Genomic DNA, 18,773 nt, shown 5'->3' with positions numbered 1-18,773 from the left:
CGCCCCAGGTGCCGGGCGTGGTCACATGGATACCAGTCCGTGGTTAGGTCTACCTAACCACGTCGCCCCCGCGAGTCCAGGAGGCGTCCATGCCGGCTTCAGAACGCAAAGAGGCGCCGCCGCGCGTGGTGGCCGGGGCGGCCGGCGTGTCGATGCGGGACCTGCTGGCGTCGTGCGCCGCGGCGAAGGCCGTCTCGACGCCGCCGGGCGACCCCGCACCACAGGCACCCCCGGCGACACCGGCGGCCGGCGAGCGCCGCAGGGCCGCGTAGGGCGGGTTCTCCCGGGCGCAGCGCCGGCCGGGGTGCTTACACCTACCGGACGTTACCTACCGGACGACGACGACCTTCTCGCTGGTCGTCGCGAACTCCCACATCGCGGTGCCGTCCGCACGGGACGCACGGATCCCGCCCAGCTTCTTCGAGGCGTCGGGCTTCGCCGTCGAACCGTCCATCGCCGCGCTGAAGCCGATCACCACGCCGCGGTTCGTCGCGAATCGCACGATGTGCTCGATCGGCGTACCGTCCGAACCGGTCCCGGCGGCGGTCCGGGAGGTCACCTCGTAGGTGCCCGGCAGCGGGTCCACCGTCCCCGGCATGACCGTGAACGTGCGCTGCACCTTGTTGTCCCTGCCGACCAGCCACACCCGGTCGTCGCCGAGCGCGTACACGACCCGCTCACCGGAACCGGAGCCGCCGGGCAGCGCCGCCGGGTTCTTCTTGGTCCGGTCCGTCTTCGGCGTGGTCCTCGGGGAGTTCTTCACCTGCGGCTTGCCCAGGGTGTCGGGCACGTGCGCCGACGCCTGGTAGGCGAGGAAACCGACCGTGGCGACGGCCGCCACGGTGAGCCCGGCCACGAATCCCGAGCTGCTCCTAGCCACCTGTGCCCACCTCTCGACCCCCGCACGCGGAAGCAGTGCGTCGCCCGGATACGTCTCGTACACGCCTCGTATACGTGTCGCACAACTTACCGATTCGTTCACCGAATCCGTCGTACGCCTTCGCTGTGACGGTAGCAGCAGGCGCGCGCCGGACCGGCCCGGCCGTGCGTCGGGCGTGGGCGCCGTACGCTGTTTGCGTGCTCTTGCTCGCTCTGGATACCGCCACCCCCGCCGTCACCGTCGCCCTGCACGACGGCACGTCCGTCGTCGCCTCGTCGAGCCAGGTCGACGCGCGCCGGCACGGGGAACTGCTGCTGCCCGCCGTCGACCGGGTCCTCGCCGAGGCGGACACCCGGCTCGACGCCGTCACGGGCATCGTCGTGGGCGTGGGCCCCGGCCCGTACACGGGGCTGCGGGTCGGGCTCATGACCGCCGACACCTTCGGTCTCGCGCTCGGCGTGCCCGTGCACGGCGTGTGCACCCTCGACGGCCTCGCCTATGCCTCCGACCTGGAGGTGCCCTTCGTCGTGGCCACGGACGCACGCCGCAAGGAGGTCTACTGGGCGCGGTACGACGACGCCCGCACCCGGGTGACCGGGCCCGCCGTGGACCGGCCCGCCGAGATCGCGGAGCAGGTCGCGGGCCTGCCCGCCGTCGGCGCCGGCGCACTGCTGTACCCGGACACGTTCCCGCAGGCCCACGAGCCCGAGCACGTCTCGGCGGCCGCGCTCGCGTCCCTGGCCGCCGAGAAACTGGCGGCGGGCGAGGAACTGGCTCCGCCCCGCCCGCTGTACCTGCGCCGCCCGGACGCGCAGGTGCCCAAGAACTACAAGGTGGTCACCCCCAAGTGACCGCGCCCGTGACCCCCGTGCTGCGCGAGATGCGCTGGTGGGACATCGACCCCGTCCTCGAGCTGGAGAAGGAGCTCTTCCCCGAGGACGCCTGGTCGCGGGGCATGTTCTGGTCCGAGCTCGCGCACTCCCGGGGGCCCGAGGCGACGCGGCGGTATGTCGTGGCCGTCGACGGCGAGCGGGTGGTCGGCTATGCGGGGCTGGCCGCCCAGGGCGACCTGGCGGACATTCAGACCATCGCCGTGGCCCGCGGCCTGTGGGGCTCGGGACTCGGCGGCCGGCTGCTCACCGAACTGCTGCGCGCCGCCACGGCGTTCGAGTGCGCCCAGGTGATGCTCGAGTGCCGGGTCGACAACGTGCGCGCACAGAAGCTCTACGAGCGCTACGGCTTCGAGCCCATCGGCTTCCGACGCGGCTACTACCAGCCGGGGAACGTGGACGCCCTGGTGATGCGCCTGACCACAGCGCCCGACGGCGGCTTCGCCGCGGGCTCCCCATCAGTACGAGGAACCGAGAACAATGGCTGACGAACCCCTGGTCCTGGGGATCGAGACCTCCTGCGACGAGACCGGCGTCGGCATCGTCCGCGGTACCACCCTGCTCGCCGACGCCGTCGCCTCCAGCGTCGACGAGCACGCGCGCTTCGGCGGCGTGGTCCCGGAGGTCGCCTCCCGCGCACACCTGGAGGCGATGGTGCCGACCATCGACCGGGCGCTGAAGGAGGCGGGGGTGAGCGCGAAGGACCTGGACGGCATCGCCGTCACGGCCGGCCCCGGCCTCGCCGGCGCGCTGCTGGTCGGCGTCTCGGCGGCGAAGGCGTACGCGTACGCCCTGGGCAAGCCGCTGTACGGGGTGAACCACCTCGCCTCCCACATCTGTGTGGACCAGCTGGAACACGGCGCGCTGCCGGAGCCGACGATGGCGCTGCTGGTCAGCGGTGGGCACTCCTCGCTGCTGCTCTCCACCGACATCACCTCAGACGTCCGGCCCATGGGCGCGACCATCGACGACGCGGCGGGCGAGGCCTTCGACAAGATCGCCCGTGTGCTGGACCTCGGCTTCCCCGGCGGCCCGGTCATCGACCGGTACGCCAGGGAGGGCGACCCGGAGGCCATCGCGTTCCCGCGCGGACTCACCGGCCCGCGCGATCCCGCCTACGACTTCTCCTTCTCCGGCTTGAAGACGGCCGTGGCCCGCTGGATCGAGGCCAGGCGGGCGGCGGGCGAGGAGGTGCCGGTGCGCGATGTGGCGGCCTCCTTCCAGGAGGCGGTGGTGGATGTGCTGACCCGCAAGGCGGTGCGGGCCTGCAAGGACGAGGGCGTCGGCCATCTGATGATCGGCGGCGGTGTGGCGGCCAACTCCCGTCTGCGCGCCCTGGCCCAGGAGCGCTGCGAGGCGGCCGGGATCCGGCTCCGGGTGCCCCGTCCCAAGCTGTGCACCGACAACGGTGCGATGGTCGCGGCGCTGGGCGCGGAGATGGTCGCCCGCGGGCGGGCCGCCTCGGACTGGGACCTGTCGGCGGACTCGTCGCTGCCGGTGACGGACCCGCATGTGCCCGGCCAGGGGCACGGCCACGACCATGTCCACGAGATCGGCGAGGAGAACCTGTACTCGTGACGGTCGCGCTGATGTGGGAGGCCCGGGCGGTCGCCGGGCGGGGCGAGGACCTGCTGGCCTGGGCGCGCACCCAGGAGCTGACGCCTCCGCCGCTGCGGCGCGAGACCTTCCGGGCGCCCCAGGACCGTGTCCTCGTCATCACCTGGTGGGACGCGGACCTCGGCGCCGGCCTTCCCGAACTCCCCGAGCCCGACGAGGGCCTGGTGACGAGGGCGGTGCACCGCTGGCGGTTCGAATCGGTGGACGGCGGCTGAACCGTACGGCCCGGTCCCGACGGCCGCCGGTGCCGGCGCCCACGCCGCTCAGGCCGGGTGGCCCAGCAGCATCGTCGGTGCTCCGGCGACCCGGGTCAGGAACACGGTCACCGCGTGGGAGCCGTGCGGCTTGGGCAGGACCTTGCGGCGCAGTTCCTCCGGCTCGACCGCCGAGCCGCGCTTCTTCACCGTCAGGACCCCGACCTCCCGCTCACGCAGCAGGGCCTTGAGTTTCTTCACATTGAAGGGGAGTCGGTCGGTGATCTCGTAGGCGGTGGCGTAGGGGGAGTCGTGGTGCGCGTCCGAGGTCACATAGGCGATCGTCCCGTCGATCAGCCCGCCGTCCACCTCCTCGGCCACCTCCGCCACCAGATGGGCGCGGATCGCGGCGCCGTCGGGTTCGTACAGGTAGCGGCCGAGCGGACGTACCGGAGGGTCGGGCAGCCCGCGGCCGCGCAGTTCGCGGGGTCCGGGCAGCAGCGTGGCCCGGACGAGGCCGGGCTCGGTGCCGAACCACAGCACCGCCTCTTTCACGTCCCCGCGGTCCGAGATCCACTCGGCCTCCGCCTCGGCCGGCACCGCCTCGTGCGGGATGCCGGGCGCGACCTTGAGCGCGGCGCGCGGCGCCGCGCGGGCCGTGGCCACCGCCCAGGACAGCGGGGGTGAGTACGCCTCCGGGTCGAAGACGCGGCCGCGCCCGCCGCGCCGTGCCGGATCCACGAAGACGGCGTCGTACGACGAGACGTCCACCCGGGTGACATCGGCCTCGCGCACCTCGATCAGCGCGGAAAGGCGGAGCGCTTCGGCGTTCGCCCGTGCCACCTCCGCGGTCAGGGGGTCGCGGTCCACGGCCAGCACCCGGATGCCGGCCCGGGCGAACGCGATCGCGTCGCCACCGATGCCGCAGCACAGATCGGCGACGGAGGTGACGCCTAGCGCCCGCAGCCGTGCCGCCCGGTGGGCGGCGACCGTGGTCCTCGTCGACTGCTCGACGCCGTTCGCGGTGAAGAACATCCGCCGCGCGTCCTCGTCCCCGAACTTCGCCGCCGCCCGCTCGCGCAGCCGCGCCTGGGTGAGGGCCGCCGAGACCAGTTCGGCGGGGTGCTCGCGGCGCAGCCGGGTGGCGAGGGCCAGTTCCTCGGCCGGGGCGGTGCCGCGCACCTCGTCGAGGAGGGCGCGGCCCTCGGGGCTGAGCAGGGAGTCGAGGCAGAGGTCGTTCACGGGGCCATTGTCGGCCAGTCGGTGGACGGCGTGCGCCCGGCCGCGGTGTCGGCCCGCCGGGGCCCTCGGCGACTGCAAGGATCCGACACCATGCGGCTCGTACGACAAAATGACCAAAAGCGTGCGAACAGTCTCCCCGCCCTCGCGTCCGGCTGCATCGACGCCGCCAGGCGCTGGACGGCGCGCCCGGAGGACCACCTGTGAGGGGGCGGCCGAGGGGGCGGCTGAGAGGGCGGCTGAGGGGACGGCGTCCCCTGCGGGTGCTGGCCGCCGGAGTGGGCGCCGTCGTGCTGCTGTCCGGCTGCGCCCCGTCCGTGGACCCCATCGAACGCCTGGGCAGGAAGGCGGCGCAGCGGGTCCACCGCACACACGCTGCCCATGAGCGGGCCTATCGGCGCTGGGGCCTCGCCGCCCCGCTCGCGCCCGCACCCCGGCCGCCTCGCCCTCTCGGCGGGGCACAGGAGCGCCTGCCGGTCGTGCTCGACCGCGTCCCCACCCACGACAAGGTCGTCTTCCTGACCTACGACGAGGGCGCCGAGAACGACCCCCGGTTCGTCGACATGATCCGTGAACTGCGGCTGCCGGTCAGCGTGTTCCTCACCGACCGCGCCCTGCGGCCGGGCGACGCGCGCGCCGCACGGCTGCGGGCCGCCGGCGCCGTCATCCAGAACCACACCCTGGACCGCACCGCGCTGCGCGGCCGCCCGTACGGCGAGCAGCGTGCCGAGATCTGCGGTCAGCGCGACCGGCTGAAGGCGCGCCTGGGCGTGCAGCCCCGGCTGCTGCGGCCGCCGTACGGCAGGTACGACCGTACGACGCTGCGGGCCGCGGCGGACTGCGGCGTCACGGCACTGATCCTGTGGCGCCCGGCGCCGAGCCCGGGAGCGGGCCGTCACGGCAGGGAGGCGGCACCCCGCTCGGGGGACATCGTCCTGCCCCGGGAAGCGGGCCGCCCCCTTGCGTCCCTGACCGCGGAGACAACCCGGCTTCTGCGCCGTATCCAGTCAAGGGGTTTCACGGTGGGACGTCTGGAGGACTATCTGTAGGCCGGTGCCGGGCACCCCGCGCGCGCGGCGCGCCACAGCCCATTGGCACTCCGCTTGACCGAGTGCTAATCGCGGTCATAGTCTCGGCTCTGGCACTCGCCACCGGAGAGTGCCAACGAAGCGACGGGCAGGTCCGGCACCCGCGACGACGGATCGACCTGGTCGCCACCTCAGACAGTTAACCCCGTGAGATCTCCGAAGGGGGAGGTCGGATCGTGACGACCACCAGCTCCAAGGTTGCCATCAAGCCGCTTGAGGACCGCATCGTGGTCCAGCCGCTGGACGCCGAGCAGACCACGGCCTCTGGCCTGGTCATCCCGGACACCGCGAAGGAGAAGCCCCAGGAGGGCGTCGTCCTCGCCGTGGGCCCGGGCCGCATCGAGGACGGCAAGCGCGTCGAGCTTGACGTCAAGGTCGGTGACGTCGTCCTGTACAGCAAGTACGGCGGCACCGAGGTGAAGTACAACAACGAGGAGTACCTCGTTCTCTCGGCTCGCGACGTGCTCGCGATCATCGAGAAGTAATTCACCGAAGCAGACTGCTTTGAGCTGCGCCCCTGGACCCGCGAGCCTTGATCAGCCGGGCGCCGGGGGCGCGGTTCGTTCTTCACCGCGATGGCGGCCGCTCCGGGAGGGCGGCCGAGCACCGCAACGAGAGGACTGAAACGCTCCATGGCGAAGATCCTGAAGTTCGACGAGGACGCCCGTCGCGCCCTCGAGCGCGGCGTCAACAAGCTTGCCGACACGGTCAAGGTGACGATCGGCCCCAAGGGCCGCAACGTCGTCATCGACAAGAAGTTCGGCGCCCCCACCATCACCAACGACGGTGTCACCATCGCCCGTGAGGTCGAGGTCGAGGACCCGTACGAGAACCTCGGCGCCCAGCTGGTGAAGGAGGTGGCGACCAAGACCAACGACATCGCTGGTGACGGCACCACCACCGCCACCGTGCTCGCCCAGGCGCTGGTGCGCGAGGGCCTGAAGAACGTCGCCGCGGGTGCCTCCCCGGCCGCCCTGAAGAAGGGCATCGACGCGGCCGTCGCCGCGGTCGCCGAGGACCTGCTGGCCACCGCCCGCCCGATCGACGAGAAGTCCGACATCGCCGCCGTCGCCGCGCTGTCCGCCCAGGACCAGCAGGTCGGCGAGCTCATCGCCGAGGCGATGGACAAGGTCGGCAAGGACGGTGTCATCACCGTCGAGGAGTCCAACACCTTCGGTCTGGAGCTGGACTTCACCGAGGGCATGGCCTTCGACAAGGGCTACCTGTCGCCGTACTTCGTGACGGACCAGGAGCGTATGGAGGCCGTCCTCGACGACCCGTACATCCTCATCAACCAGGGCAAGATCTCCGCCATCGCGGACCTGCTGCCGCTGCTGGAGAAGGTCATCCAGGCGGGCTCCTCCAAGCCGCTGCTGATCATCGCCGAGGATGTGGAGGGCGAGGCCCTGTCCACCCTCGTCGTGAACAAGATCCGCGGCACCTTCAACGCCGTCGCCGTCAAGGCCCCCGGCTTCGGCGACCGCCGCAAGGCGATGCTCCAGGACATGGCGGTCCTCACCGGCGCCACGGTCGTCTCCGAGGAGGTCGGCCTCAAGCTCGACCAGGTCGGCCTGGACGTGCTGGGCTCGGCCCGCCGTGTCACGGTCACCAAGGACGACACGACCATCGTCGACGGCGGTGGCAAGTCCGAGGACGTCGCGGGCCGCGTCGCCCAGATCAAGGCCGAGATCGAGACCACGGACTCCGACTGGGACCGCGAGAAGCTCCAGGAGCGCCTCGCCAAGCTGGCCGGCGGCGTGTGCGTGATCAAGGTCGGCGCCGCCACCGAGGTGGAGCTGAAGGAGAAGAAGCACCGTCTGGAGGACGCCATCTCCGCGACCCGCGCCGCGGTCGAGGAGGGCATCGTCTCCGGTGGTGGCTCCGCGCTGGTGCACGCCGCCAAGGTGCTCGAGGGCGGCCTCGGCAAGCAGGGCGACGAGGCCACCGGTGTGGCCATCGTCCGCCGCGCGGTCGTCGAGCCGCTGCGCTGGATCGCCGAGAACGCGGGCCTGGAGGGCTACGTCATCGCCTCCAAGGTCGCCGAGCTGGAGAAGGGCCAGGGGTACAACGCCGCCACCGGCGAGTACGGCGACCTGGTCAAGGCCGGCGTCATCGACCCGGTCAAGGTCACCCGCTCCGCCCTGGAGAACGCTGCCTCCATCGCCTCCCTGCTGCTGACGACCGAGACCCTGGTCGTCGAGAAGAAGGAAGAGGAGGAGCCGGCCGCCGCGGGTCACGGCCACGGCCACGCCCACTGAGGCCGATCCTTCCGAGCCGACCGAGGCCCGGCCCCCGCAGACGGGGCGCCGGGCCTCGGCGCGTTCCGTCCTCAGCGCTCCAACGCGTCCAGCGCGCCGAGCTGGTCCATCAGTCCCAGCTGGTCCTGCTGCCACCAGGTCTCGGCGATCTTCGCGTCCGGACCGAACCGGAACAGGGTCATCCCGGTCATGGTCACCTGGCGCCCGGTGGGGGCGATCCCGAGGAACTCGCCCTTGTGGGTGGCCTTCCAGGTCCACCGCGCGCAGGCGCGCTCGCCCTGCGCGATCAGGTCCTCGAGGGTGAAGGTGAAGTCGAAGGCGTCCCGCCACATCCGGTACTCGCGCCGGATCGCGTCCAGGCCGATGGTGTCCTGCGGATTGACGGGATCGTGGCTGTGGCAGCCCTCATTGATCAGGTCGTTGAGCGGCGGCAGTTCACCCGCGTCCGAGAGCGTGTCGAAGAAGCGCCGCACGGCGTCCGCGTACAGCTGTTCGTCCCGCACCACGTCGAGATCCGTGAAGACGGGCATCTCGTCGCAGAGGGCGACCATCTCCCCGAGGATCCTGTCGGTCTCGGGCAGGTTCGAGTTCCGCATCGCGTCCTCGTACGAGGGGAACTCCACGAGCTCGACGAAGTGCGACCCGTCGGACCGGTCCCTGCCGACCAGGTCGTGCGTGGCCCTCCGCTTCCCTTTGGTCTGCTCCACCCACGCGTCGATCAGCCGGTTCATCTCCTCGAACCGGTCGGTTCTGCACTCGATGAGCTGTACGAAGGTCATGACGTCGCCTCCGGCCCTGCGTCCGGTTCGGTCCAGGCCATTTTCCCACCGGAGCGGCGACGTCACCTCCGCCCGTCACTGCGGGCCGTACTTGCGCCCCGTCCGGGAGCTGATTCCGCCCAGCAGCGCGCGCGGGGTCACCTTCACCAGGCCCATCAGCGCCTTGTACCGCGGGTCCGGAATGGACAGCGTCTTGCCCCGCGACAGGTCCGCGAGCGCGGAGGCGACCAGTTTGTCGGCGTCCAGCCACATCCAGCCCGGGATGTTGTCCGTGCCCATCCCCGCCCGCTGGTGGAACTCCGTGCGCACGAAGCCCGGGGCCAGCGCCATCAGACGGACGCCCGACCCGGCCAGGTCCCGCGCCGCGCCCTGCGTGAACTGCACGACCCACGCCTTGGACGCGCCGTAGGTACCGCGCGGCACGAACGCCGCGACCGAGGCCACGTTCACGATCCCGCCGCGGCCGCGGGTGCGCATCGCCTCCGCCGCGGCGCCGGTCAGCCGCAGCACGGCCTCGCAGTGCACCTTCAGCATCCGCAGCTCGTCGGCCATCGGCACGTCGAGATAACGGCCCTTGTTCCCGAAGCCCGCGTTGTTGACGAGCAGGTCGACCGGGTTCCTGGGGTCGGTCAGACGTGCGGCCACCGCCTCGATGCCCTGGTCGGTGGCCAGGTCGGCGGTCAGTACCTCCACCTCGATGCCGTGCCGGTCGTGCAACTCCGTCGCCTGCTCGCGCAGCCGCTTGGTGTCGCGTGCCACCAGGACGAGGTCATGGCCGTCGGCGGCGAGCCGCCGTGCGAACGCGGCGCCGATGCCCGCGGTCGATCCCGTAATCAGAGCCGTTGTCATGGGCCAACGATAGTGACCCGGACTGACCGAGTCCGCCCGCCGGACCGGGGATTTCACCGGCTCCGACGCCAACGTCCGCAGCTGGGACGTCAGTTCTCCGCCGCATGGGCGCGGGCGTATTCCCGTGCCGTCCGTGCGATTTGCGAGTGCAGGGCGTCGCCCGCCGCCAACAGACGGGGCAGCAGATGCCGTTCCGTCGTCGAGGCCCGGAACTGAAGGGCGACCGTGATGTCGTGACCGGGCCGGTGCACGATCTCCACGGCGTCGCCGACCCGTATCTCACCCGGTGCGATCACCCGCAGATACGCGCCGGGGGCGCCCTGCCGGGTGAACCGCCTGACCCAGCCGCGCTCGCCCAGGTGCTCCTGGAAGGTGCGGCACGGAATCCGCCCCGAGGTGACCTCCAGCACCACCTCGGGCCCTATGCGCCAGCGCTCGCCGATCCGCGCGCCGGACACGTCGAGCCCTTCCGTGGTGAGGTTCTCGCCGAACGAGCCGTTCGGCAGCTGACGGCCCAGCTCCCGCTCCCAGGCGTCCAGGTCCTCCCGGGCGAACGCGTACACCGCCTGGTCGTCACCCCCGTGGTGCCGCAGGTCGCACACCGTGTCCCCGGCCACCCCGCTCGCGCCGACCCCCTTGGGCCCCGGTGCCGCCACCCGGACCGGCCCGTCCACGGGCTGCTTGTCGATGCCGGTCAGACCCTCCGGCTGGTCGGTGTAGTCGACGGACTTGGGCCGGCCCAGGTTTACAGAAAGAAGCTTCATGCCCGCACGGTAGGCGACCGGTGGTCAAAGCGTCGACGCGATATGTGCCGCACTACCCAAGATGCGCTTATGCTCACAGCGTGATCGAGGCCCGTCATCTCCGTGTGCTGCGTGCCGTGGCCGCCACCGGCTCCTTCTCGGCGGCCGGGCGCGAGCTGGGCTGCACCCAGCCGGCCGTCAGTCAGCAGATGAAGGCGCTGGAGGCGTCCGTCGGCACCCCCCTGCTCGTCCGGACCGGCCGCGAGATGCGCCTGACGCAGGCCGGCGAGGCCCTGGTGCGGCACGCGTCGGGCATCCTCGCCGGGCTGACCGCCGCCGAGGAGGAGGTCGCCGCCATCGCGGGGCTGAGGGCCGGCCGGGTCCGTCTCGTCTCCTTCCCGAGCGGCAGCTCCACGCTGGTCCCCACCGCGCTCGCCGCCCTGCGCGCCGCGCACCCCGGCACCCGGGTCTCCCTGGAGGAGGCCGAGCCGCCCGAGTCCGTCGAGAAGCTGCGCGAGGGCGACTGCGATGTCGCGCTCGCCTTCCGTTACGGGGGTGCGGCGGGTGCAAAGGAGTGGGACGACCTGTTCGTGCGTCCCCTGCTGGAAGACCGGCTGGTCGCCCTCGTCCCCGAGCGGCACCGGCTGGGGCGCGCGGAGTCCGTCGCCATCGGCGAACTGGCCGGGGAACCGTGGATCGCGGGCTGTCCGCGCTGCCGGGGACAGCTCGTGGAGGTGTGCGAGAGCGCCGGTTTCACGCCCCGTATCGACTTCGCGACCGACGACTATCCGGCGGTGGTCGGCCTGGTGGGCGCCGGGCTCGGCGTGGCCGTACTGCCGCAGCTCGCGATCGAGTCCGTACGGCCCAGGGGCGCGCGCCCGGTGGCGCTGGAACCCGTGGTGCGGCGGGAGATCGTCGCCCTGACCCTGCCGGATCTGGCACAGGTGCCGGCGGTGGCGGCGACGCTGGACGAACTGGCGCGGGCGGCGATGCGCTAGCCCGCTGCGCGAGGGGGGCCGCCTGTCGTGCGGCCCGGCGGTACCCCGGGACCCGGCGGTACCCCAAAAATGGGCACGCTCGTGCGTGCCCGTCGTGCAAAAACGTTCCTTCAGTTGTTCGAGGCGGAGGAGCCCCCGCTGGAGGTCGAGGCCGGCACCAGCCGGTTGCGTGCTCGCCCCATGAGCTCTTCGCGCTCGTCCTCGGTCAGTCCGCCCCATACGCCGTACGGCTCGCGCACCGCCAGTGCGTGGGCCGCGCACTCGGCGCGTACGGGGCACCTCATGCAGACCTCTTTGGCCGAGTTCTCACGAGCGCTCCGGGCCGCCCCGCGTTCTCCCTCGGGATGGAAGAACAGCGAGCTGTCGACCCCACGGCAGGCCGCATGGAGCTGCCAGTCCCACAGATCCGCGTTCGGACCGGGAAGGCGGGAGAAATCTGCCATTGCGTGTCCCCTTGTTGCCGTTTTGGGCGGATACCTGCCCCTGACCGTACAACGACGATCTAAGGATATGAAAATATGACTCATTGCGAATCTAGCCCTAGACACCAGCAAACGGGAAGAAAAGCGGCTAAATGGGGCATAGGTTGTGATGAAAGTTCGAGGGTCCGCCGCGCATGTATGCACCGTGTCCGCGCCCTCACGTACAGTGCCGAAGACGGCGTGCTGCACCGTAACTCTTTCGAGTGACCATCGTTGAGAGTGCGGAGGCGGTTGAAACAACAAGCGCTCGGGCAGGCGTCCGAGGGCGTCGACCGCTCAGGTGACGATTCGTACCAGCCTGGAGGCTCAAGGTGACGCGCATCAGCTGCGGAGGGCGGTCATGACATCCGTCCTCGTCTGCGACGACTCCCCGCTTGCCCGAGAGGCGCTGCGCCGCGCGGTGGCGACCGTGCCCGGTGTCGAGCGCGTGACGACGGCGGCCAACGGCGAGGAAGTCCTCCGCCGCTGGGGGGCCGACCGTTCGGACCTGATTCTGATGGACGTACGCATGCCCGGTCTGGGCGGCGTCGAGACCGTACGACGGCTGCTGTCCGCCGACCCCGGTGCGCGCATCATCATGCTCACCGTCGCGGAGGACCTGGACGGGGTGGCGCTCGCGGTCGCCGCCGGCGCGCGCGGCTATCTGCACAAGGACGCCTCGCGCGCGGAACTGCGGGCGACCGTCACGCAGGCCCTCGCCGACCCGACCTGGAGGCTCGCTCCGCGGCGGCTGCGCTCGGCCGAGATGGGCGCCGCGCCCACACTCACCGCGCGTGAGATCCAGGTCCTGGAGGGCATGAGCCACGGCCGCTCGAACGCGGAGATCGGCCGTGAGCTGTTCCTCTCCGAGGACACGGTGAAGACGCACGCCCGCCGGCTGTTCAAGAAACTCGGCGCATCCGACCGTGCGCACGCCGTGGCGCTCGGCTTCCGATGGGGTCTGGTCCGCTAAGTGGACCATCGCGGGGGTGCGCAGATCCCCGCCTGCCGCACGGCGGGCGGGGCGCGGCGACCTCGGGGAAGTTCGGACACCCGCACTCCCCTCGAGCCGCCCGGTGACAGGGTCCGCCGGATGCCCGCTGCTCGTTTCGCCGCGGATGCCGCATCCTTGAGGTGTGGAGTTCCTCGGGGACGAGTCGGTCGAGCGGGAGGGGAGGGCGCAGGCGATGGGTTCCGGCGCACCTGCTCATAACGCTTCGGTGCACAACTACGGACGCGGTGCCACGGATCGGACGACGCCAAGGCACCATGGACCGATGCGCGACGACGAGACGACGGTGATCGGTGCGCTCGTTCATCGTGCCGTCGACGGCGACGAGCAGGCGACCCATGACCTGCTCGCCCGCGTTCACCCGCTGGCCTTGCGCTACTGCCGTACGCGGCTGTCCCGGCTGCCGGGCGATGCGCGGCACTTCGTCGAGGACCTGGCGCAGGAGGTCTGCGTGGCCGTGCTGCTCGCGCTGCCGCGTTACAAGGACACCGGACGCCCGTTCGAGGCGTTCGTCTTCGCGATCGCCGCGCACAAGGTCGCGGACCTGCAGCGCGCGGCGATGCGGCACCCCGGCTCGACGGCGGTCCCGTCGGACGAGATGCCCGAACGCCCGGACGACTCCCTGGGTCCCGAGGAGCGGGCGCTGCTGAGCAGCGACGCAGAGTGGGCCAAGAAACTCCTGGCCAACCTCCCCGAGAACCAGCGCGAGCTGCTGCTGCTGCGGATCGCCGTGGGCTTGACCGCGGAGGAAACAGGTCAGATGTTGGGAATGTCACCGGGAGCGGTGAGGGTGGCGCAGCACAGGGCGCTGAGCAGGCTGCGCGCGCTCGCCGAGCAGTAGCGGCCCTGCCGCCGTCCCCGCGCGCCGCGTCTTGCCGTCCCGGCCGCGTTTTCTTCGCCGGCGCAACGGCGACCAGCGAAAACGGCGGAGTTGTGCGCTGCCGGGGCCCGCTCGCCCGGTGCTCCGCGCAGCCCCGTGGCCCCGCGCCTGAACCGGGGGGCCACCGACTCCGTAGGAACATACGAAGCCGAGGGTCACTCCCCATCGTGGAATGAGCTACCCGCGCTTCCCGTTAGCATGGACATCCGCACCGATCAAGGCCATTTGGGGAAGGTGTCATGACTGCCAACGTCGACGGAGTGCCCGAGAAATTCGCGACACTCGGGCTGACCTACGACGACGTGCTGCTGCTGCCGGGCGCGTCGGACATGGCGCCCGAGGAGATCGACACCACCTCGTACGTCTCCAAGAACGTCCGGGTCAACATCCCGCTCCTGTCCGCCGCCATGGACAAGGTCACCGAGTCGCGCATGGCGATCGCGATGGCCCGCCAGGGCGGCGTCGGCGTACTGCACCGCAACCTGTCCATCGAGGACCAGGCCAACCAGGTCGACCTGGTCAAGCGCTCCGAGTCCGGCATGGTGGCCAACCCCATCACCATCCACCCGGACGCCACCCTCGCCGAGGCCGACGCCCTGTGCGGCAAGTTCCGCATCAGCGGTGTCCCCGTGACCGACCCCGCCGGCAAGCTGCTCGGCATCGTCACCAACCGTGACATGGCCTTCGAGAGCGACCGCTCCCGCCGGGTGCGCGAGGTCATGACCCCGATGCCCCTGGTCACCGGCAAGGTCGGCATCACCGGCGACGAGGCCGTGGAGCTGCTGCGCCGCCACAAGATCGAGAAGCTTCCGCTGGTCGACGACGCGGGGGTCCTCAAGGGCCTGATCACGGTCAAGGACTTCGTGAAGGCGGAGAAGTACCCGAACGCCGCGAAGGACGCCGAGGGCCGGCTCATCGTCGGTGCCGCGGTCGGCGTGGCGGGCGACGCCTTCGAGCGCGCCCAGGCCCTGATCGAGGCCGGTGTCGACTTCATCGTCGTCGACACCGCGCACGGCCACTCCCGGCTGGTCGGCGACATGGTCGCCAAGATCAAGTCGAACTCGTCCGACGTCGACGTCATCGGCGGCAACATCGCCACCCGGGAGGGCGCCCAGGCGCTCATCGACTCGGGCGTGGACGGCATCAAGGTCGGCGTCGGCCCGGGCTCCATCTGCACCACCCGTGTGGTCGCCGGGATCGGCGTGCCCCAGGTGACCGCCATCTACGAGGCGTCGCTGGCCGCCAGGGAGGCCGGTGTCCCGGTCATCGGCGACGGGGGCCTGCAGTACTCCGGTGACATCGCGAAGGCCCTGGTCGCGGGTGCCGACACGGTGATGCTGGGCTCGCTGCTGGCCGGCTGCGAGGAGTCGCCGGGCGAACTGCTGTTCATCAACGGCAAGCAGTTCAAGTCGTACCGGGGCATGGGCTCCCTGGGCGCCATGCAGTCCCGCGGCGACCGCAAGTCCTTCTCCAAGGACCGGTACTTCCAGGAGCGCATCGCTTCCGACGACGAGCTGGTCCCGGAGGGCATCGAGGGCCAGGTGCCCTACCGCGGCCCGCTCTCCTCGGTCGTCCACCAGCTGGTCGGCGGTCTGCGCCAGTCGATGTTCTACGTCGGCGGCAGGACGGTCCCCGAGCTCCAGGCGAGGGGCCAGTTCGTCCGGATCACCTCCGCGGGCCTGAAGGAGAGCCACCCGCACGACATCCAGATGACGGTCGAGGCGCCGAACTACAGCAGGAAGTGATCAACGCGCTCCACGCGCGCGTGGAGCGCGTCCGACGATCCTGACGATCCACGAGGGCGGTCCGGAAGCTTCCGGACCGCCCTCCTCGTCCGTCCGGGGCAGCCCCCGTCGCGGCCGTCGGCGATACTGGAAGACGCTGAAACGCATCAGGGAAAGGCCACAGACGTGACTGAGATCGAGATCGGGCGCGGCAAGCGCGGCCGCCGGGCGTACGCCTTCGACGACATCGCCGTCGTCCCCAGCCGCCGTACGCGGGACCCGAAGGAGGTCTCGATCGCCTGGCAGATCGATGCCTACCGCTTCGAGCTGCCCTTCCTGGCCGCGCCCATGGACTCGGTCGTCTCCCCGGCCACCGCGATCCGCATCGGCGAGCTGGGCGGCCTGGGCGTGCTGAACCTCGAGGGCCTGTGGACCCGGTACGAGGACCCGCAGCCGCTCCTCGACGAGATCGTCGGGCTGCCGGTCGAGGCCGCCACCCGCCGCCTCCAGGAGATCTACGCGGCTCCCATCAAGGAGGAGCTGATCGGGCAGCGCATCAAGGAGGTGCGCGACTCGGGCGTGGTCACCGCGGCCGCGCTCTCCCCGCAGCGCACGGCCCAGTTCTCCAAGGCCGTCGTGGACGCGGGCGTGGACATCTTCGTCATCCGCGGTACGACGGTGTCCGCGGAACACGTCTCCCACTCGCACGAGCCGCTGAACCTGAAGCAGTTCATCTACGAGCTCGACGTCCCGGTGATCGTCGGCGGCTGCGCCACCTACACCGCCGCCCTGCACCTGATGCGCACCGGCGCGGCCGGCGTACTGGTCGGCTTCGGTGGCGGCGCCGCGCACACCACGCGCAATGTACTCGGCATCCAGGTCCCGATGGCCACGGCGGTCGCGGATGTGGCGGCGGCCCGCCGCGACTACATGGACGAGTCCGGCGGCCGGTATGTGCATGTGATCGCGGACGGCGGCGTCGGCTGGTCCGGCGACCTTCCGAAGGCGATCGCCTGCGGCGCCGACGCCGTGATGATGGGCTCCCCGCTGGCCCGCGCCACGGACGCGCCCGGCAGGGGCCATCACTGGGGCATGGAGGCCGTCAACGAGGAGCTGCCGCGCGGCCAGAAGGTCGACCTCGGCACGGTCGGCACGATCGAGGAGGTTCTCACCGGTCCCTCGCACAACCCGGACGGCTCGATGAACCTCTTCGGTGCCCTGCGCCGGGCCATGGCCACCACCGGCTACAGCGAGCTGAAGGAGTTCCAGCGGGTCGAGGTGACGGTGGCGGACTCGCAGCACCGGCGGTGAGGTGACGCGGCGCTCGGCTTGAGCGGACGAAGGGGCCTGGTACACCCGGATGGGTGTACCAGGCCCCTTCGTGTGTCCAAGTTCCCAGATGGGCGCGCGTTTTTATGCGCAGGGCGCACGGTTGCGTTCGGGGCGAAAGCGGGCTGGAGCACGGTGCCGGGGCGGTAGCGTCCATGTCCGGCGACCCGGTTCTCCGGGGCGCCCCCTTCCAGGGACATGGTTCCGGACCCCGGCCGGTCGGGGCCCGGCCCCAGTTCCGGCGGACCGCCTACCGGGCCAATGGGCGGCATCGCGGAAGGAGGCGCGCCCATGGGCCGTCACCGCAGGCCACCCGCTGGGGCCGGATCCGTCTGTGGACGGTGAAGTGCCGGAGGAGGTGGATCTTGCGGATCTTCGGATGGTGAGCGGCCACCCCCACGAGAACTAGGGGTGGACACTCCGTTCACCATTCAGGAGCCTGCCGCAGTGGCCGCTGCGGTGGGCTCCGTCTGCCCGTACCGTAGCGGCGCAGCCGTCCCCACCGCCACCGTCCCCGAAGGCCCGGGCACCGCACGCGCCCCCCTTCACAACCGATGCGCCGCCCCCGTAGGCGCGGCCCCCCGTGTGTCCAGCAGCAGCTGGGCCTTCACCGACAGGCCCTGGAGGTCGTAGGTGCGGTGCTGCTGGAGCAGGATCGTCAGATCCGCGCCCGCCACCGCCTCGTACAGGGAGTCCGCGCGCGGGATCGGGCGGTCGAGGACGCTCCAGGACGGGACGAGCGGGTCGTGGTAGCTGACGGAGGCACCCAGCTCCATCAGGCGCAGCGCGATCTCGTGCGCGGGGGAGCCCTGGAGGTCGGCGAGGTCCGGCTTGTAGGTGACGCCGAGCAGCAGGACCCGGGCGCCGCGGGCCGACTTGCCGTGCTCGTTCAGGAGGGCCGCGGCGCGCTGCACGACGTACTGCGGCATGCGGCTGTTGACCTGTTGCGCCAGTTCCACCATGCGCAGGCCGCGTCCGGTCGGGCCCGTCAGGTCCTGGGGGACGGCGTGGCCGCCAACGCCGGGGCCGGGACGGAAGGCCTGGAAGCCGAACGGCTTGGTCTCCGCGCAGCGGATGACGTCCCACAGGTCGACGCCCAAGTCGTGGCACAGCACCGCCATTTCGTTGACCAGTGCGATATTGACCTGCCGGTAGTTGGTCTCCAGCACCTGCACGGTCTCCGCCTCGCGGGGTCCACGCGCGCGTACCACCTTGTCCGTCAGGCGCCCGTAGAACGCGGCGGCGGACTCGGTGCAGGCGGGGGTGAGGCCGCCGATGACCTTCGGCGTGTTGGCGGCCCCGAAGTCGCGGTTGCCGGGGTCGACGCGGCTGGGGGAGCAGGCGAGGTGGAAGTCGCGGCCCGCGCGCAGCCCGGAGCCGGCTTCGAGGAGCGGGCGCAGGAACTCCTCGGTGGTGCCGGGCGGAACCGGTGACTCCAGGATGACGGTGGTGTGCGGGCGCAGCCGCCCGGCCAGGGTGCGGGCGGCTGCCTTCACCTGGGCGAGGTCGGGTGCGCCGTCGGCGCCGCGCGGGGTGGGGGCGCAGATGACGGCGGTGCGGACGCGGCCCAGTTCGGCGGGGTTGGTGGTGGGCCGGAAGCCCCGCGCGAGCATCCGGCGCAGTTCGGCGGCGGTGAGGGAGCCGGCCTCGGGTCCGGTGCGGTACCCGAGCGTCGAAATTCCGGCCGCCACGGCGGCCTGGGCCAGGGGCAGGCCGAGATGACCGAGTCCGATGACGGCGAGATCTGCGGGCATGGCGTGGGCCGTCCTTCCCAGTAGCCGAAGCGGGAGAGGTGCGCAACCGCTGTGGACTGAGCGAGCGAAGAGCGCAAT

General features: G+C 71.4%; 20 protein-coding genes. 13 read left to right on the top strand and 7 right to left on the bottom strand.

The window, feature by feature from the left end:
* Nucleotides 1-89 precede the first annotated feature (89 nt).
* Complete coding sequence (locus LZ604_RS06950) at nucleotides 90-272, top strand: hypothetical protein (protein ID WP_234513407.1); 183 nt, start codon at nucleotides 90-92, stop codon at nucleotides 270-272.
* A gap of 56 nt (nucleotides 273-328) precedes the next feature.
* Here LZ604_RS06950 and LZ604_RS06945 read toward each other — a convergent pair whose 3' ends face one another.
* Nucleotides 329-880: a hypothetical protein gene (locus LZ604_RS06945; protein ID WP_234513406.1), complete on the bottom strand. Its 552-nt coding sequence runs from the start codon at nucleotides 878-880 to the stop codon at nucleotides 329-331.
* Between the two features lie 197 nt (nucleotides 881-1,077).
* Between LZ604_RS06945 and tsaB the strand changes: the two genes are divergently transcribed.
* From tsaB to LZ604_RS06925, 4 genes are read left to right on the top strand one after another with little or no spacing between them, the layout of a single operon-like run.
* Nucleotides 1,078-1,731 (top strand): tRNA (adenosine(37)-N6)-threonylcarbamoyltransferase complex dimerization subunit type 1 TsaB, encoded by a 654-nt coding sequence (tsaB, locus tag LZ604_RS06940; RefSeq protein WP_234513405.1) that lies wholly within the window; start codon nucleotides 1,078-1,080, stop codon nucleotides 1,729-1,731.
* Nucleotides 1,728-2,258 carry a ribosomal protein S18-alanine N-acetyltransferase gene (gene rimI, locus LZ604_RS06935; RefSeq protein WP_234513404.1) on the top strand — a complete coding sequence of 177 codons (531 nt, stop codon included), beginning with the start codon at nucleotides 1,728-1,730 and terminating at the stop codon, nucleotides 2,256-2,258. Before tsaB ends, rimI begins: the two co-directional genes overlap by 4 nt.
* The gene (gene tsaD, locus LZ604_RS06930; protein ID WP_234513403.1) at nucleotides 2,251-3,348 is read left to right on the top strand and encodes a tRNA (adenosine(37)-N6)-threonylcarbamoyltransferase complex transferase subunit TsaD; all 1,098 of its coding nucleotides are present in this window, start codon (nucleotides 2,251-2,253) and stop codon (nucleotides 3,346-3,348) included. The genes rimI and tsaD overlap by 8 nt, the downstream gene beginning before the upstream one ends.
* A complete protein-coding gene (locus tag LZ604_RS06925) occupies nucleotides 3,345-3,602 on the top strand; it encodes a hypothetical protein (RefSeq protein WP_234513402.1) in 258 nt (85 codons plus the stop codon). The genes tsaD and LZ604_RS06925 overlap by 4 nt, the downstream gene beginning before the upstream one ends.
* Before the next feature lie 48 nt (nucleotides 3,603-3,650).
* Here LZ604_RS06925 and LZ604_RS06920 read toward each other — a convergent pair whose 3' ends face one another.
* Complete coding sequence (locus LZ604_RS06920) at nucleotides 3,651-4,823, bottom strand: THUMP-like domain-containing protein (RefSeq protein ID WP_234513401.1); 1,173 nt, start codon at nucleotides 4,821-4,823, stop codon at nucleotides 3,651-3,653.
* Nucleotides 4,824-5,023: 200 nt separating this feature from the next.
* Between LZ604_RS06920 and LZ604_RS06915 the strand changes: the two genes are divergently transcribed.
* The 3 genes from LZ604_RS06915 to groL all read left to right on the top strand — a co-directional run bounded on the left by LZ604_RS06915 (nucleotide 5,024) and on the right by groL (nucleotide 8,166).
* Nucleotides 5,024-5,869, top strand: a complete 846-nt coding sequence (locus tag LZ604_RS06915; RefSeq protein ID WP_372482096.1) for a polysaccharide deacetylase family protein — start codon at nucleotides 5,024-5,026, stop codon at nucleotides 5,867-5,869.
* A gap of 215 nt (nucleotides 5,870-6,084) precedes the next feature.
* Nucleotides 6,085-6,393: a co-chaperone GroES gene (gene groES / locus LZ604_RS06910; protein ID WP_234513400.1), complete on the top strand. Its 309-nt coding sequence runs from the start codon at nucleotides 6,085-6,087 to the stop codon at nucleotides 6,391-6,393.
* A gap of 147 nt (nucleotides 6,394-6,540) precedes the next feature.
* Nucleotides 6,541-8,166: a chaperonin GroEL gene (groL, locus tag LZ604_RS06905; RefSeq protein WP_234513399.1), complete on the top strand. Its 1,626-nt coding sequence runs from the start codon at nucleotides 6,541-6,543 to the stop codon at nucleotides 8,164-8,166.
* A gap of 71 nt (nucleotides 8,167-8,237) precedes the next feature.
* Here groL and LZ604_RS06900 read toward each other — a convergent pair whose 3' ends face one another.
* From LZ604_RS06900 to LZ604_RS06890, 3 genes are all read right to left on the bottom strand, one after another.
* Nucleotides 8,238-8,945 carry an ester cyclase gene (locus LZ604_RS06900; protein WP_234513397.1) on the bottom strand — a complete coding sequence of 236 codons (708 nt, stop codon included), beginning with the start codon at nucleotides 8,943-8,945 and terminating at the stop codon, nucleotides 8,238-8,240.
* 75 nt (nucleotides 8,946-9,020) lie between these two features.
* Complete coding sequence (locus tag LZ604_RS06895) at nucleotides 9,021-9,794, bottom strand: SDR family NAD(P)-dependent oxidoreductase (protein ID WP_234513396.1); 774 nt, start codon at nucleotides 9,792-9,794, stop codon at nucleotides 9,021-9,023.
* Nucleotides 9,795-9,883: 89 nt separating this feature from the next.
* On the bottom strand, nucleotides 9,884-10,558 hold the full coding sequence (locus LZ604_RS06890; protein ID WP_234513395.1) for an MOSC domain-containing protein: 675 nt from the start codon (nucleotides 10,556-10,558) through the stop codon (nucleotides 9,884-9,886).
* Nucleotides 10,559-10,638: 80 nt separating this feature from the next.
* Between LZ604_RS06890 and LZ604_RS06885 the strand changes: the two genes are divergently transcribed.
* Nucleotides 10,639-11,535, top strand: coding sequence for a LysR family transcriptional regulator (locus LZ604_RS06885; RefSeq protein WP_234513394.1), 897 nt, complete (start codon nucleotides 10,639-10,641; stop codon nucleotides 11,533-11,535).
* Nucleotides 11,536-11,645: 110 nt separating this feature from the next.
* Here LZ604_RS06885 and LZ604_RS06880 read toward each other — a convergent pair whose 3' ends face one another.
* Nucleotides 11,646-11,978 (bottom strand): WhiB family transcriptional regulator, encoded by a 333-nt coding sequence (locus LZ604_RS06880; protein WP_234513393.1) that lies wholly within the window; start codon nucleotides 11,976-11,978, stop codon nucleotides 11,646-11,648.
* Between the two features lie 379 nt (nucleotides 11,979-12,357).
* On the opposite strand from LZ604_RS06880, the gene LZ604_RS06875 reads away from it, so the two are divergent.
* The 4 genes from LZ604_RS06875 (at nucleotide 12,358) to LZ604_RS06860 (ending at nucleotide 16,923) form a co-directional block, all read left to right on the top strand.
* A complete protein-coding gene (locus LZ604_RS06875) occupies nucleotides 12,358-12,969 on the top strand; it encodes a response regulator transcription factor (protein ID WP_003948568.1) in 612 nt (203 codons plus the stop codon).
* A 304-nt stretch (nucleotides 12,970-13,273) separates the two neighbouring features.
* Nucleotides 13,274-13,849, top strand: a complete 576-nt coding sequence (locus LZ604_RS06870; protein ID WP_030571403.1) for a sigma-70 family RNA polymerase sigma factor — start codon at nucleotides 13,274-13,276, stop codon at nucleotides 13,847-13,849.
* Between the two features lie 278 nt (nucleotides 13,850-14,127).
* Nucleotides 14,128-15,633: an IMP dehydrogenase gene (guaB, locus tag LZ604_RS06865; protein WP_234513392.1), complete on the top strand. Its 1,506-nt coding sequence runs from the start codon at nucleotides 14,128-14,130 to the stop codon at nucleotides 15,631-15,633.
* 165 nt (nucleotides 15,634-15,798) lie between these two features.
* The gene (locus LZ604_RS06860) at nucleotides 15,799-16,923 is read left to right on the top strand and encodes a GuaB3 family IMP dehydrogenase-related protein (protein ID WP_234513391.1); all 1,125 of its coding nucleotides are present in this window, start codon (nucleotides 15,799-15,801) and stop codon (nucleotides 16,921-16,923) included.
* A 563-nt stretch (nucleotides 16,924-17,486) separates the two neighbouring features.
* Here the strand turns inward: LZ604_RS06860 and LZ604_RS06855 are convergent.
* Nucleotides 17,487-18,695, bottom strand: coding sequence for a nucleotide sugar dehydrogenase (locus LZ604_RS06855; RefSeq protein ID WP_234513389.1), 1,209 nt, complete (start codon nucleotides 18,693-18,695; stop codon nucleotides 17,487-17,489).
* Nucleotides 18,696-18,773: the final 78 nt, after the last annotated feature.

The organism is Streptomyces glomeratus, from assembly GCF_021462825.1.
Lineage (GTDB): Bacteria > Actinomycetota > Actinomycetes > Streptomycetales > Streptomycetaceae > Streptomyces > Streptomyces glomeratus.
The sequence above is the reverse complement of the archived record's forward strand: the minus strand, read 5'-3'. Positions and strand labels throughout refer to the sequence as shown.

Coding starts and splice junctions, on each gene's coding strand:
- LZ604_RS06895 (WP_234513396.1), bottom strand. CDS start 9,794: ATGACAACGGCTCTGATTACGGGATCGACCGCGGGCATCGGCGCCGCG.
- LZ604_RS06950 (WP_234513407.1), top strand. CDS start 90: ATGCCGGCTTCAGAACGCAAAGAGGCGCCGCCGCGCGTGGTGGCCGGG.
- LZ604_RS06890 (WP_234513395.1), bottom strand. CDS start 10,558: ATGAAGCTTCTTTCTGTAAACCTGGGCCGGCCCAAGTCCGTCGACTAC.
- tsaD (WP_234513403.1), top strand. CDS start 2,251: ATGGCTGACGAACCCCTGGTCCTGGGGATCGAGACCTCCTGCGACGAG.
- LZ604_RS06870 (WP_030571403.1), top strand. CDS start 13,274: ATGCGCGACGACGAGACGACGGTGATCGGTGCGCTCGTTCATCGTGCC.
- groL (WP_234513399.1), top strand. CDS start 6,541: ATGGCGAAGATCCTGAAGTTCGACGAGGACGCCCGTCGCGCCCTCGAG.
- LZ604_RS06875 (WP_003948568.1), top strand. CDS start 12,358: ATGACATCCGTCCTCGTCTGCGACGACTCCCCGCTTGCCCGAGAGGCG.
- LZ604_RS06855 (WP_234513389.1), bottom strand. CDS start 18,695: ATGCCCGCAGATCTCGCCGTCATCGGACTCGGTCATCTCGGCCTGCCC.
- LZ604_RS06880 (WP_234513393.1), bottom strand. CDS start 11,978: ATGGCAGATTTCTCCCGCCTTCCCGGTCCGAACGCGGATCTGTGGGAC.
- guaB (WP_234513392.1), top strand. CDS start 14,128: ATGACTGCCAACGTCGACGGAGTGCCCGAGAAATTCGCGACACTCGGG.
- LZ604_RS06900 (WP_234513397.1), bottom strand. CDS start 8,945: ATGACCTTCGTACAGCTCATCGAGTGCAGAACCGACCGGTTCGAGGAG.